A 12560-nucleotide genomic window follows, 5' to 3' on the forward strand; every position below is an offset into this window, starting at 1 on the left:
CTGTGCACGAGTTCCGGCCGGTTTGCGTGCACAGGGCCCACGCTCGGCCGGTCGGCGGCCCCTTTAGGCTTGTCACCATGGCTGAACTGACGATTCCCGCCGACCTCAAGCCCCGCGACGGCCGTTTCGGCTGCGGACCGTCCAAGGTCCGGCCCGAGCAGCTGAGCGCGCTGGCCGCTGCGGGCGATCTGTTCGGCACGAGCCACCGGCAGGCTCCGGTGAAGAACCTGGTCGGCCGCGTGCGCGATGGCCTTCGTCAGCTGTTCTCCCTGCCCGACGGCTACGAGGTGATCCTCGGCAACGGCGGGTCGACCGCGTTCTGGGACGCCGCGGCCTTCGGACTCATCGACAAGCGCTCGCTGCACCTCACCTACGGCGAGTTCAGCTCGAAGTTCGCCTCGGCCGTCGCCAAGAACCCCTTCATCGGCGATCCGATCGTGGTCAAGTCCGATCCGGGTACGGCACCGGAGCCGCAGTCCGACCCGTCGGTCGACGCGATCGCCTGGGCCCACAACGAGACCTCGACGGGCGTGGCGGTGCCGGTGCGGCGTCCCGCCGGTTCCGATGACGCCCTCGTCCTGATCGACGCCACCTCGGCGGCCGGCGGCCTGCCCGTCGACATCACCGACGTCGACGCGTATTACTTTGCGCCGCAAAAGAACTTCGCCGGCGACGGCGGGCTGTGGCTTGCCGTCATGAGCCCGTCGGCACTGGCCCGCATCGAGGCCATCGCGGCGTCGGACCGGTGGGTGCCCGACTTCCTGTCACTGCCCATCGCGGTCGAGAACAGCGTCAAGAACCAGACCTACAACACCCCGGCGATCGCGACGCTGATCCTGTTGGCCGAACAGCTCGACTGGCTGAACGGCAACGGCGGCCTCGAGTGGGCGGTCAAGCGCACGGCCGACTCGTCGCAGCGGCTCTACTCGTGGGCCGAGGCGGCGTCGTTCGCCACGCCGTTCGTCACCGACCCGGCGTTGCGCTCGCAGGTCGTCGGCACGGTCGACTTCAGCGATGACGTGGACGCCGCCGCGGTGGCAAAGGTGCTGCGGGCAAACGGAATTGTCGATACCGAGCCGTATCGCAAGCTGGGCCGCAACCAGTTGCGCATCGGCATGTTCCCGGCCGTTGATCCTGACGATGTGAGTGCTCTGACCAGCTGCGTGGACTGGGTAGTCGAAAATCTCTGAGTGAAGACGCCTCCGGTCCCGCGTGTCAGCGCGGTAACGAGCCGATAACGCAGTAGGGTTCGCGCAGGAGGTCGGTATGCGAGCACTCAGGGTCGTCGGGTTGGATGTCGACGGCAAACGCATCATCTGTGAAGCCGACGACTCCACCGAGATGTTCAGTTTGCGTGTCGACGACCGTTTGCGGGCCGCCGTGCGCGGCGACAAAGTCGCCTCGAATCAGACACAAATCGATGTAGAGGTTCAAAGCGTGCTGCGCCCCAAGGAGATTCAAGCAAAGATCCGCGCCGGCGCATCGGTCGAGCAGTTGGCCGCCGCCGCGGGAGTTCCGGTCGAGCGGGTGGAGCGGTTTGCCCATCCGGTCCTGCTGGAGCGGGCACGTGCGGCCGAACTCGCCACCGCCGCGCATCCGGTGCTCGCCGACGGGCCCGCGGTGCTGACCCTGCTGGAGATGGTGACGACGGCGCTCGTGGCGCGCGGGCTCGATCCCGACGCGGCCGCGTGGGATGCCTGGCGCAACGAGGACAGCCGCTGGACCGTGCAGTTGACGTGGAAGGCCGGCAGGTCCGACATCCAGGCCCACTTCCGGTTCACGCCCGGCGCGCACGGCGGCACCGTCACCGCTTCGGACGACGCCGCGCAACAGCTGATCAACCCGGATTTCGGCCGGCCATTGCGCCCGGTCGCCGCCGTGCCCGAGCTGGACTTCGAGGCTCCCGCGCCGCCGGTGGCCACGCCCGAGCCGGCCGCCGCCGAGCCCGAACCCGAAGCCGCCCCGGCACCCAAGCGCGGCCGCAAGGCCAGGCCCGCGGTTCCGGCCTGGGAAGACGTGCTGCTCGGCGTGCGTTCCTCGGGCACGCAGCGCTGACGTCTTGACCTGAAGCGTTCTTGAGGTCATAGCGTCGTGCGCATGATCTCCCTCGGCCCGATCGGGCTGGCCAGCAGCAATCCCTTCACCGATGACGCGGCCGTGGTGGCCGACGAGGCGCGCCATGCCGAGGCCCTCGGCTTCGCGACGCTGTGGCGTTCGGGCAACCTGCCGATGCTCGCGGCCGCCGTGCGCGCGACCTCGTCGATACCCGTCGCGACCGGCATCATCCCGGTGGTGCGCGTACCCGCCGCCGACGTCATCGCCACCCACACCGAGCTGGAACGCGAGCATCCCGGCCGGTTCGTCGTGGGCATCGGCGGCGCACACGGTCCGCAGCCCATGGCCACCCTCAACGCCTATCTGGACGAACTGGACGCCGCCGGGATCGATTCGAGGGTTCTCGCCGCGCTCGGCCCCAACATGCTGGCGCTCGCGCGGGACCGCGCCTCGGGTGCGTATCCGTACCTCGTCACGCCGTCATACATCTCGGCGGCCCGCGCGGCCCTCGGCCCCGACCGGCTGCTGGCCGTCCTGCTGATGGTCATCCCGGTCACCGACCGCGACGCTGCCCGTGCCGCTGCGGCGGGGCCGCTGGAGTTCCTGGCCGGCCAGGGCGGCTACCGCCGCAACCTGATGCGGCAGGGATTCACCGAGACCGACATCGACACTGTCAGCGACCGGCTGCTGGATGGCATCGCGGCCTGGGGTTCCACCGAGCGCATCGCCGAACGCATCGCGGACTATCACGGGGCGGGAGCCGATCAGGTGGTGCTGCGCATCTTGGGCGTCGACGATATGGGCACCTGGCGCGCTCGGCTGGCCCGCACGCTGTTCGGATCGGCCTGAGTTACCGGCTGAGCGCGACCGCGAGCAGCGCCACCCACCCGACGGCCACGCCGATCCCGGCGCCCAGTACGAACCAGCGCCATACAGGCCGGGTGCGCCATCCCCAGACCGTGGGCGCCAACCCGCCGACGGCCACCATGTTCAGACCGACCGCCAGCAGTGGGTGGACCCGGATCAGGCCCACCCCGAGCACCACGATCGCCGCGGCGAGTACGGCCGCCACGAATCCGGCCACCGTCAGGCCTGTCCCCCACGGCGTGGATTCGTCGGTCACGATGTCAATTTAGCGTCAATTCAGTGCGCGAGCCTGGACCGCTCGTAGAACGCGAGGGCGGCCGCGGTCGCGACGTTGAGAGAATCCGTGCCGCGCGACATGGGAATCCGCACGCGAACGTCGCTGGCCCGCATGGTGCGTTCGGTCAGGCCGGGTCCCTCGGCTCCGACGAGGATGGCGACCCGGTCCTTCTCAAGTTGCGCCATGGCATCCGACAGTGTCGCCGCTGACGCGTCCGGCGTCATGGCAAGCAAACGAAAACCATTGGTACGCAACAGCTCAAGGTCGTCCGGCCACGAGGCGGCACGAGCGAAGGGCACCAAAAGGGCATGGCCCATCGACACCCGGACGGCACGACGGTAGAGCGGATCGGCGCAGCCCGCGCCGAACACCACCGCATCCACCGCCAGCCCGGCGGCGTTGCGGAAGATCGAACCCAGATTCTCGTGATCGTTGACGCCTTCGAGCACCGCGACGGTGTGTGCCCCGGACACGACCTGCTCGACGGCCAACTCCGGCGGGCGTGACGCCGACGCCAGCACGCCGCGATTGAGATGGAAGCCGACCGCGGTGGCCATCACCTCGGCACTGGCCCGGTAGAACGGCACGTCGACCCCGTCGAGGTCGGCGGCGAGTTCACCGAGCCGCCGATCGGTACCGAGCAGCGCACGCGGAACGAAGCGGGACGCCAGCATGCGCTGGACGACGAGGACACCTTCGGCGATCACCAGGCCCTTGCCGGTCGGCAGATCCGGCCTGCGGTCCACGCTGTTGAGATCCCGGAAGTCGTCGATGCGCGGATCCGCCGGATCCTCGATGTCGATGACGTGCAGCGCGCTCACGCGCTTTCGTCGACCATCGCCGACATCAGATCCGCTGCGGCAAGCAAGGTCTGGCGTTCTTCGGGTTCGAGCCGGGCGAGCTGCTTCAACAGCCACTCCTGGCTCGCGCGGCGCTCGGCCTCGACCAGGTTGACACCGGCCGGTGAGGCGGAGACGACAATCTGGCGTCCGTCCACCGGGTGTGCGGCCCGCGCCACCAGGCCCTGCTCGGCCAGCGAAGTCAACACGCGTGTCATCGACGGCGGGCGGACACGCTCACGCACAGCTAACGCCCCTGGAGTCATCGCACCCTCTTTGGCCAGCGTCGACAACGCCGAAAGCTGGGTCAGCGACACCGGCGATTCGGAACGCCGCACCCGTAATTGCCGGGCGAATCGGACAACGGCGAGTGCGAGGTCGCTCGCAAGCCGAGCCTCCGGATCTTTCACAAAGCAAATAATACTGAGCCTCGGCAACGATAAGGGCTAAAACCAGGGCCATTGTACGTTCTGCCGGTCGGCTAGGTTGGTGGCGATGACCGGAGACCCGAACGGCTCAGCAGACCCGGCGCCCCAGCCGCCGCCGTTGCCCGCGGCGCTGCTGGAACCGTGGCCGGTGGTGCTCGTGATCGCGGCCGGTTGGCTCATCGTGACCGTGCTGGCCTTCACCGTCCCCGATCTGCACAGCTGGCGGCCATACGCCGTGGCCGGTCTTGGCATCGGGGCCCTTGGCACATCGATCTTCCTGTGGCAACGTCGTGCGGTGCGACGCGGATCTCGCGGCGCCCAAAGCGGATTGACCTGAGGAGACGGTATGGCGGCGCCGCTGTTGCAAGCACAGATCGACATCAACGCACCGGTCGACAGGGTTTGGGCCCTGGTGTCGGATCTGCGCCGGATGCCGGAGTGGAGCCCACAGTGCCGGCTGATGAAGACCCTCGGACCGGTGCGGCCCGGGGCGCGGACATTCAACCTCAACCGCCGCAAGTTCATGTTCTGGCCGACCACGTCACGGATCACCGAGGTGATCCCGGAGCAGAAGCTGGCGTTTCGCGTCGACGCCAACAACACCATCTGGACGTACGAACTCGAGCCCACCGAGACGGGCACCAAACTGATCGAGAGCCGCCACGCCGAGAACGGCACGTCTGCGGTGTCGAACGCATTGGTCAACGCGTTGTTCGGCGGTGTACCGAGCTTCGAGAACGAACTCGTCGAGGGCATGAACGCGTCGCTGGCCCGGATCAAGGCCGCCGCCGAGCGCTGATCGGCGCTCAGTCGGCGAGGTCGAGCACGCCGTCGTCGTACGGCTCGTACATCGGTGAGCCCGTTCCGGGCGGCTGCGGCGTGTCCGAATGGGCACCGCAGCCGTACTCGGCGTCGACCACGTGGCCGTCGGCGGCCAACTCGTTGGCGCACACCCCGAACATGGGGCCGAGCGCGCCGCCGAGGGGCAGATAAAAACCGCAGTCGCGGCAGACCCGGCGGGTCGACCGGGCCATCGCCGAAGCCGGCCCGTAGTCACCGTCGTGCCAGCGTTGGGCTGCGCCCGCACGGCCCCAATCGCTGAGCACCTGGCGGCGGCCGAAGCCGAGCTCGACCGCGGTGTCGTCGATGAGTGGATCGCCCGTCGCCAGATACCCGGGCACCAGCCGAGGATCGGCAGGCGGCGGGGCCAGCAGATCGCCTGGGCTCAGATCACCGGGCCGGATCCGTTCGTTCCAGGGCACCCACTTCGGCGCGAGCAGCGCCGTCGGGCCCGGAACCAGGACGAGCTCACTGATGGTGGCGTGATCGGCGCCGGGGTAGGCAGCGACCACGACGGCCCACTGCCAGCCGCGATAGCCGGGCAAATTGGCGAGGAAGCGGTGTGTCGCCGAGCTCGGATCCTCGAATGTCGCGCCGAGGTACTCGCCGACCGTGTCCTCACCGCTGAACTCGGTCAACGCCGCGCGCGCCTGCTCGACGGCGCCCAAAAGCAGCGACTCCAACCGCGGCTCGGGCTCCACGCTGGTCGCCGAGCCGGAACTCAGACCCGCTTCACGGGCCTGCTCAGCTGATTCGGTCACACTTTCCATCGCCTCCATAGTGCCTGACCGGCCCGACCGCGGGCCACACCGGTCGCCTATGCGTCGCGCGCGAGGCGGATAAGAGAGAATCATGGGGTGACTTACTACCCGCCGCGGCCGCCTGGCGATCGTGGCGAGGAGCATCCCGGGATGGCCAATTACCCGAGCGGCGAGACGCCCCGCAAGCCGCGCAGGCCGTCCGGTGCGAGCTCGAACCGCTGGCTGCCACCGCTGGACGACCAGCAGACCGCCGCGCACGCCTCGCATGAGCGCTCGGTCCCGCCGCGTGGAGGCGGATACGCGGCAGGCGAGAAGGTGACCGTCACGCGTGCCGCGGCCGCCCGCAGCCGTGAAATGGGTTCGCGAATGTACGGTTTGGTGCACCGCGCGGCCACCGCGGACGGTGCCGACAAATCGGGGCTGACGGCGCTGACCTGGCCGGTGGTGGCCAACTTCGCCGTCGACGCCGCAATGGCCGTCGCCCTGGCCAACACGTTGTTCTTCGCCGCGGCCAGCGGCGAGTCCAAGAGCAAGGTCGCGCTCTACCTGTTGATCACGATCGCGCCGTTCGCGGTGATCGCACCGCTGATCGGGCCTGCACTCGACCGGTTGCAGCACGGCCGACGCGTCGCGCTCGCGGCGTCGTTCGCGTTGCGCACGGTGCTGATCGTGGTGCTGATCGCGAACTACGACGGCATCACCGGCAGCTATCCGCCTTGGGTGCTCTACCCGTGCGCGCTCGGGATGATGGTGCTGTCCAAATCGTTTTCGGTGCTGCGCAGCGCGGTCACGCCGCGGGTGCTGCCGCCGTCCATCGACCTCGTCCGGGTCAACTCCCGTCTGACCACCTTCGGTCTTCTTGGCGGCACCGTCGTGGGTGGCGGGATCGCGGCCGGTGCCGAATACCTGTTCAACCTGGTCCATCTGCCCGGTGCGCTGTACGTGATCGTCGCCGTGTCCGTCGCGGGCGCGGTGCTGTCGATGCGGATCCCGAAGTGGGTCGAGGTCACCGAGGGTGAGGTGCCCACGACACTGAGCTACCACGGGGCCACCGGCGAGCTGCGCCGCCCCGGCAAGTCCAAGGCTCCGCGTCAGCCGTTGGGCCGCAACACGATCACCGCGCTGTGGGGCAACTGCACGATCAAAGTGATGGTCGGATTCCTGTTCCTCTACCCCGCGTTCGTCGCCAAGTCGCACGATGCCAGCGGCTGGGAACAGCTGTTGATTCTCGGCCTGATCGGCGCGGCCGCGGGCATCGGCAACTTCGCCGGGAACGTCACCGCCGCACGGCTCAAGCTGGGCCACCCGGCGCAGATGGTGGTGCGCGCGGCGATCGCGGTGACGGCCGCCGCCCTGGCCGCCGCGCTGACCGGCAACCTGTTCGTCGCCGCGGGCGCGACCCTGGTGACCTCGGCGGCGAGCGCGATCGCCAAAGCCTCGCTCGACGCGTCCCTGCAGGACGATCTGCCCGAGGCGTCGCGGGCCTCGGCATTCGGCCGCTCGGAGTCGGTACTCCAGCTCGCGTGGGTGGCCGGCGGCGCCACCGGGGTGCTCATCTATACGGACCTCTCAGTCGGGTTCACTACGATCACCGCCGTGCTGATACTCGGGCTGGCCCAGACCATCGTGAGCTACCGCGGCGAATCACTGATTCCCGGATTCGGCGGCAATCGCCCCGTGCTGGCCGAACGCGAGGGCGACGGTGCACCGATCGCGGCCGAGTGGGAGACCCGGTGAAGCGGACCATCGCGATCCTGGCGGTCGTCGTCGTCCTGGCCATCGCCGGCACCACGGTAGGGGTTTGGCGCCTGAGCAGTTCGCACGGCGAACAGCTGCCGCAGATCAGCGCGTACTCGGACGGTCATCTCGTCCGGGTCGGCCCGTTCCGGTACTGCCCGGTGCTCGATCTCAACAATTGCCAGGACCCGCGTGACGCGGGCGAACTGCGCGTCAACGAGGACAACCCCGTTCAGCTCTCGGTCCCGTCAGCGATCGCCCGCGCGCCGTGGCGCCTGCTTCGCGTGTACGAGAACCCCATCGACACCACGGTTTCGGTGTACCGGCCGGAAACGACGCTGGCCGTGACCATTCCGACCGTCGACCCGCAGCGCGGGCGCCTCACCGGCCTGGCCGTGCAGCTCCTGACGCTCGTTCAGGACGAGGCGGGCGAGGAATTCCCGTTGCCGCATGCCGAATGGTCGATCAGCACGGTCTGGCCCTAGCCGGCCGAGTGCTCGGCCGGCACCCGCTCGCCCGCACGCGTCGGGCCCGGCGGCGTCCCGTCGCCGAACGGCCTGCCGCCCAACGCTTCCCGGCCATGGGGAGTGAGCCAGTCGGACAGGTCGGGGCCCTTCGGCACGATCTGCGTCGGATTGATATCGGCGTGCACGATGTAGTAGTGCTGCTTGATCTGCACGAAGTCGATCGTGTCGCCGAAGCCCGGGGTCTGGAACAGATCCCGCGCGTAGGCCCACAGCACGTCCATCTCGGCGAGCTTGGACCGGTTGCACTTGAAATGCCCGTGGTAGACGGGATCGAAGCGAGCCAGTGTGGTGAACAGCCGCACGTCGGCCTCGGTGATGGTGTCGCCGACGAGATATCGCTGGGTCGCCAACCGCTCCGACAGCCAGTCGAGTGCGGTGAACAGCCGGTCGTAGGCGGCGTCGTAGGCCTCTTGTGAGCCCGCGAAACCACAGCGGTACACCCCGTTGTTGACCTCGGTGTAGATGCGCTTGGCCACGGCGTCGATCTCCTCGCGCAGCGGCTCGGGATACAGCTGCGGTGCGCCCTCGCGGTGATAGGCGGTCCACTCCGTGGAGAAGTCCAGCGTCATCTGGGCGAAGTCGTTGGTGACCACCGCGCCCGACGCCACCTCGACGATCGCTGGCACCGTGATGCCCTTGGGGTAGTTCGGGTCGCGCTTGAAGTAGGCGTCCTGCAGCCGTGGTATCCGCAGCACCGGGTCGAGCCCGTCCGGGTCGAGATCGAACGTCCAACTGCGTTCGTCGTGGGTCGGCCCGCAAAAGCCAATGGACAGAACATCTTCCAGGCCCAGCAGCCGGCGCACGATGATCGTGCGATTCGCCCACGGACACGCCCGTGCCACGATCAACCGGTAGCGGCCGGGCTCGACCGGATAGCCGTCACGACCGTCGGCCGTGATGCGGGTGGTGATGTAGTTGGTGTCGCGGTTGAATTCGCCCCCCGACGAGGATTTGTCGGCGACGTAGGAACCCTGGGCCATACCTACATCTTGCGCCAACGCGTGGGTCAGGCGTCGAGTTCGCGCGCGACAGCCTTGACCACCTCGGACACCCGGCGGGCGACCTTGCGGTCGGGATAGCGACCCTTGCGCAGCTCAGGCTGCACGATGTCCTCGAGCAGCGTGATCATGTCCGAGACCATGCCGTGAAGTTCGTCGGGCGTGTGCTTGTGCTCGGGCCGCTCAGCTTCGCGCCGGTTGCGGCTCACGCTCGGCGGCGGATCAATCAGCTTGAGACTCAATGCCTGCGGGCCGCGACGGCCGGCAGCGACACCGAACTCGACCCGCTGGCCGGCCTTCAGACCTTCGACACCAGCAGGCAACGCCGAGGACCGGACGTAGACGTCCTCGCCCTCTTCCTGCGACAAAAAGCCGAAGCCCTTCTCGGCGTCGTACCACTTAACCCTGCCGGTCGGCACTGGTCCTCACCTGCTCGTCATTGTCAGCTCAACACAAAAGCGTCCCGTCTGCGCCGGGACGCGATGTGGTGATCCTACTCGGCCCTGGGCGCGGCCTTCACCTTGATTACTCGGTAGGCTTGGACCACCGCTTGAGGAGAGATGCGCCTGATATGCGAGTGATACTGAATATCATCTGGTTGATCTTCGGCGGCCTGTGGTTGGCACTGGGATACCTGCTGGCCGCGCTGATCAGCTTCATCCTGATCATCACCATCCCGTTCGGGTTCGCGTCGCTGCGCATCGCGTCTTACGCCTTGTGGCCGTTCGGCCGCACGATCGTCGACAAGCCGGGAACGCGCCCTGGCGCCCTCATCGGCAACATCATCTGGGTCATCCTGTTCGGCTGGTGGCTGGCGCTCGGGCATCTAGTCAGTGCCGTCGCCATGGCCATCACGATCATCGGTATCCCGCTGGCGCTGGCCGATCTCAAGATGATCCCGGTGTCGCTCGTGCCGCTGGGCAAGGAGATCGTCCCGGTTGATCGGCTCAATCAGCAGCGGGTGGCGGTATGACGGTCACCGGTCTGGGCCTGCCGACGGTGGCCCGCCCGACAACCGACGCACCGAGCACCGGCCCGCTGATCGACACCTATGGGCGGGTCGCCACCGACCTGCGGGTGTCCCTGACCGATCGGTGCAACCTGCGCTGCACCTATTGCATGCCTGCCGAAGGCCTGAACTGGCTGCCCGGCGACGCGCTGCTGAGCCCGGCCGAGCTGGGCCGGCTGTTGCGCATCGCGGTCACCCGCCTCGGGGTCACGAGCGTGCGCTTCACCGGCGGGGAACCCCTCGTCACGCGTCACCTGGAAGAAGTGGTGGCCGCCGCGGCGGCCCTCACGCCGCGCCCGGAGATCACCCTCACCACCAACGGCCTCGGGCTGGCTCGGCGCGCTGCCGGCCTGAAGCAGGCCGGGCTCGACCGCATCAACGTGTCGCTGGACAGCGTCGACGCCGCACACTTCGCCCGCATCACCCGCCGTGACCGCCTCGGCGATGTACTGGCCGGGCTCGCCGCCGCCAAGGCCGCCGGATTGAATCCGGTCAAGGTCAACGCCGTGCTGGACCCGATGTCGGGCCTCGACGACGCCGTGGAACTGCTTCGCTACTGCCTGGCCCACGGTTACCAGCTGCGCATCATCGAGCAGATGCCGCTGGACGCCGGGCACAACTGGCAGCGCAGCGAGGTGATCGACGCCGAGCGCATCCTGCAGACCCTGCGGCGCCATTTCGATCTGCGACCCGACCCGAAGCCGCGCGGGTCCGCGCCGGCCGAGCTGTGGCAGGTGCTCGACAGCGCGGGACAGGTGACGGGCACCGTCGGAGTGATCGCCTCGGTGTCACAGGCCTTCTGTTCGGCCTGTGACCGCACGCGGCTGACCGCCGACGGTCAGATCCGCAGTTGCCTGTTCTCCCGCGAGGAGACCGATCTGCGGGCATTACTGCGCGGCGACGCAGGCGACGACGAGATCGAAGCCGCGTGGCGCGCCGCGATGTGGGCGAAACCGGCGGGGCACGGCATCAACGACCCTGGTTTCCTGCAGCCGGACCGGCCCATGAGCGCGATCGGCGGATAGATGACAGCAACGACAACGGTTCAGGTCACCATCCGATATTTCGCGGCCGCGGCGGCCGCTGCCGGAGTTGAGACCGAAACGTTAGATATCGCAACGGGAACGACGATTTCGGCGCTCATCGAACAGCTCGCCGGCCGCAACCCGGAGCTGGCGCGCGTGCTAAAGCGCTGCTCATACCTGTGCGACGGGGTTGCGGTGCGCGACATTGAGCGGGCGGTGCTAACGCCGCAGACCCTTGATGTGTTACCCCCCTTCGCCGGTGGATAACGTGATATGCATCACATAACGAAATGGTCACGAGCTGGCTACAGCGCGGTGGAGCGGGTCTACGACCTGGGACAACGCGTCGGCAACCTGGACCTTTAATGCTCTTTTAGGTTTTGCCGAGACCGAAAACGCCAGGGCGGGCAAAAGATGACGCGGCTGCAACGACCGGTTACCGTTCATTCCCAAGTCAACTGACCCTAATCGGCTGACCCACCCCTTCCGATCGCGCCGAGCTCCATCCATCGGGCGGGGTAACGACGAACAACAAGGATGGAGGCGGGGGACCCAACCGGTCCACCGATTTATAAGGACCAGGAGCCGCTTGCGGCCCCTTGGGGTGAAGCCGTCGTCGTTTCGGCGTCGACGGCCGGGTGACCTCTCCTACCCGAACCCGACAGCTGACCTCGTGGGCGCATACGAGAGGACCTTCACGCTTATGAGTGGACGGCACCGCAAGCCCACTTCATCGTCATCAGCCAAGAACGTCGCCAAAATCGCCTTCACCGGCGCTGTGCTCGGTGGCGGCAGCCTCGCCATGGCCGGCCAGGCGATGGCTGCGACCGACGGCGAATGGGATCAGGTAGCCCGCTGCGAGTCCGGCGGTAACTGGGCCATCAACACCGGCAACGGCTACCACGGCGGGCTGCAGTTCTCGCCGAGCACGTGGTCGTCGCACGGTGGTGGCGAGTACGCACCCGCGGCCTACATGGCCACCAAGGAAGAGCAGATCGCAGTCGCCGAGCGCGTGCTGGCCAGCCAGGGCAAGGGCGCATGGCCCACCTGTGGCCGCGGCCTCTCCGGCGCCACCCCGCGCAACGTCGTCGCCGAGCCCGCTCCGGCTCCGCTCGACGCCCCGGCGGTGAACGGCCAGCTTCCGCCGCCACCCGCTCCGTTCGCCCCGCCGCCCCCGCCGGCCCCGGTCGACATGCT

At 68.1% G+C, this 12560-nt stretch carries 17 protein-coding genes and 1 riboswitch; of the genes, 11 read left to right on the top strand and 6 right to left on the bottom strand.

The annotated features are described in order from the left end of the window. Positions 1 to 77: 77 nt before the first annotated feature. From serC to AWC31_RS14350, 3 genes are all read left to right on the top strand, one after another. Positions 78 to 1190: a phosphoserine transaminase gene (gene serC / locus AWC31_RS14340; protein ID WP_085144869.1), complete on the top strand. Its 1113-nt coding sequence runs from the start codon at positions 78 to 80 to the stop codon at positions 1188 to 1190. Positions 1191 to 1266: 76 nt separating this feature from the next. Continuing rightward, positions 1267 to 2055, top strand: coding sequence for a septation protein SepH (gene sepH, locus AWC31_RS14345; protein ID WP_067846226.1), 789 nt, complete (start codon positions 1267 to 1269; stop codon positions 2053 to 2055). Positions 2056 to 2097: 42 nt separating this feature from the next. After that, positions 2098 to 2904, top strand: coding sequence for a TIGR03620 family F420-dependent LLM class oxidoreductase (locus AWC31_RS14350; RefSeq protein WP_085144870.1), 807 nt, complete (start codon positions 2098 to 2100; stop codon positions 2902 to 2904). Position 2905: 1 nt separating this feature from the next. Here the strand turns inward: AWC31_RS14350 and AWC31_RS14355 are convergent, their stop codons facing one another. From AWC31_RS14355 to AWC31_RS14365, 3 genes are read right to left on the bottom strand one after another with little or no spacing between them, the layout of a single operon-like run. Next, positions 2906 to 3178, bottom strand: coding sequence for a DUF2537 domain-containing protein (locus AWC31_RS14355; protein WP_085144871.1), 273 nt, complete (start codon positions 3176 to 3178; stop codon positions 2906 to 2908). Between the two features lie 20 nt (positions 3179 to 3198). Beyond that, the gene (locus AWC31_RS14360; protein WP_085144872.1) at positions 3199 to 4020 is read right to left on the bottom strand and encodes a TrmH family RNA methyltransferase; all 822 of its coding nucleotides are present in this window, start codon (positions 4018 to 4020) and stop codon (positions 3199 to 3201) included. Next, positions 4017 to 4448, bottom strand: coding sequence for an Rv0880 family HTH-type transcriptional regulator (locus AWC31_RS14365; RefSeq protein ID WP_067846238.1), 432 nt, complete (start codon positions 4446 to 4448; stop codon positions 4017 to 4019). The genes AWC31_RS14360 and AWC31_RS14365 overlap by 4 nt, the downstream gene beginning before the upstream one ends. A gap of 85 nt (positions 4449 to 4533) precedes the next feature. Between AWC31_RS14365 and AWC31_RS14370 the strand changes: the two genes are divergently transcribed. Next, positions 4534 to 4803, top strand: coding sequence for a DUF2530 domain-containing protein (locus tag AWC31_RS14370; protein WP_067846241.1), 270 nt, complete (start codon positions 4534 to 4536; stop codon positions 4801 to 4803). Positions 4804 to 4812: 9 nt separating this feature from the next. Further along, positions 4813 to 5265 carry an SRPBCC family protein gene (locus AWC31_RS14375; RefSeq protein ID WP_067846244.1) on the top strand — a complete coding sequence of 151 codons (453 nt, stop codon included), beginning with the start codon at positions 4813 to 4815 and terminating at the stop codon, positions 5263 to 5265. 7 nt (positions 5266 to 5272) lie between these two features. On the opposite strand, the gene AWC31_RS14380 is transcribed toward AWC31_RS14375, so the two are convergent. Further along, entirely contained in the window at positions 5273 to 6067 is a 795-nt protein-coding gene (locus AWC31_RS14380) for a DUF3027 domain-containing protein (RefSeq protein WP_085144883.1), read from the bottom strand. A gap of 150 nt (positions 6068 to 6217) precedes the next feature. On the opposite strand from AWC31_RS14380, the gene AWC31_RS14385 reads away from it, so the two are divergent. Both AWC31_RS14385 and AWC31_RS14390 read left to right on the top strand, forming a co-directional pair. Continuing rightward, positions 6218 to 7804 carry an MFS transporter gene (locus tag AWC31_RS14385; RefSeq protein ID WP_110775091.1) on the top strand — a complete coding sequence of 529 codons (1587 nt, stop codon included), beginning with the start codon at positions 6218 to 6220 and terminating at the stop codon, positions 7802 to 7804. Beyond that, entirely contained in the window at positions 7801 to 8289 is a 489-nt protein-coding gene (locus tag AWC31_RS14390; protein ID WP_067846250.1) for a DUF2771 domain-containing protein, read from the top strand. Before AWC31_RS14385 ends, AWC31_RS14390 begins: the two co-directional genes overlap by 4 nt. Here the strand turns inward: AWC31_RS14390 and AWC31_RS14395 are convergent. Both AWC31_RS14395 and AWC31_RS14400 read right to left on the bottom strand, forming a co-directional pair. Beyond that, on the bottom strand, positions 8286 to 9311 hold the full coding sequence (locus tag AWC31_RS14395) for a glutathione S-transferase family protein (RefSeq protein ID WP_085144874.1): 1026 nt from the start codon (positions 9309 to 9311) through the stop codon (positions 8286 to 8288). The two genes, AWC31_RS14390 and AWC31_RS14395, sit on opposite strands and share 4 nt — an antisense overlap. A 26-nt stretch (positions 9312 to 9337) precedes the next feature. Continuing rightward, complete coding sequence (locus tag AWC31_RS14400; protein ID WP_067846256.1) at positions 9338 to 9748, bottom strand: cold-shock protein; 411 nt, start codon at positions 9746 to 9748, stop codon at positions 9338 to 9340. 152 nt (positions 9749 to 9900) lie between these two features. On the opposite strand from AWC31_RS14400, the gene AWC31_RS14405 reads away from it, so the two are divergent. From AWC31_RS14405 to AWC31_RS14420, 4 genes are all read left to right on the top strand, one after another. Next, a complete protein-coding gene (locus tag AWC31_RS14405; protein WP_085144875.1) occupies positions 9901 to 10302 on the top strand; it encodes a YccF domain-containing protein in 402 nt (133 codons plus the stop codon). After that, entirely contained in the window at positions 10299 to 11363 is a 1065-nt protein-coding gene (gene moaA / locus AWC31_RS14410) for a GTP 3',8-cyclase MoaA (RefSeq protein WP_085144876.1), read from the top strand. The genes AWC31_RS14405 and moaA overlap by 4 nt, the downstream gene beginning before the upstream one ends. Next, positions 11364 to 11630 carry a MoaD/ThiS family protein gene (locus AWC31_RS14415; protein WP_067846265.1) on the top strand — a complete coding sequence of 89 codons (267 nt, stop codon included), beginning with the start codon at positions 11364 to 11366 and terminating at the stop codon, positions 11628 to 11630. A 217-nt stretch (positions 11631 to 11847) separates the two neighbouring features. Further along, positions 11848 to 12058, top strand: a riboswitch (cyclic di-AMP (ydaO/yuaA leader). An 8-nt stretch (positions 12059 to 12066) separates the two neighbouring features. After that, positions 12067 to 12560 (top strand): transglycosylase family protein (locus AWC31_RS14420; RefSeq protein WP_165765967.1); only part of this gene is annotated, 494 nt, incomplete at its 3' end.

The organism is Mycolicibacterium wolinskyi (assembly GCF_002101965.1).
GTDB lineage: Bacteria > Actinomycetota > Actinomycetes > Mycobacteriales > Mycobacteriaceae > Mycobacterium > Mycobacterium wolinskyi.

Coding starts and splice junctions, on each gene's coding strand:
- AWC31_RS14370 (WP_067846241.1), top strand. CDS start 4,534: ATGACCGGAGACCCGAACGGCTCAGCAGACCCGGCGCCCCAGCCGCCG.
- AWC31_RS14385 (WP_110775091.1), top strand. CDS start 6,218: ATGGCCAATTACCCGAGCGGCGAGACGCCCCGCAAGCCGCGCAGGCCG.
- AWC31_RS14415 (WP_067846265.1), top strand. CDS start 11,364: ATGACAGCAACGACAACGGTTCAGGTCACCATCCGATATTTCGCGGCC.
- AWC31_RS14405 (WP_085144875.1), top strand. CDS start 9,901: ATGCGAGTGATACTGAATATCATCTGGTTGATCTTCGGCGGCCTGTGG.
- moaA (WP_085144876.1), top strand. CDS start 10,299: ATGACGGTCACCGGTCTGGGCCTGCCGACGGTGGCCCGCCCGACAACC.
- AWC31_RS14395 (WP_085144874.1), bottom strand. CDS start 9,311: ATGGCCCAGGGTTCCTACGTCGCCGACAAATCCTCGTCGGGGGGCGAA.
- serC (WP_085144869.1), top strand. CDS start 78: ATGGCTGAACTGACGATTCCCGCCGACCTCAAGCCCCGCGACGGCCGT.
- sepH (WP_067846226.1), top strand. CDS start 1,267: ATGCGAGCACTCAGGGTCGTCGGGTTGGATGTCGACGGCAAACGCATC.
- AWC31_RS14350 (WP_085144870.1), top strand. CDS start 2,098: ATGATCTCCCTCGGCCCGATCGGGCTGGCCAGCAGCAATCCCTTCACC.
- AWC31_RS14375 (WP_067846244.1), top strand. CDS start 4,813: ATGGCGGCGCCGCTGTTGCAAGCACAGATCGACATCAACGCACCGGTC.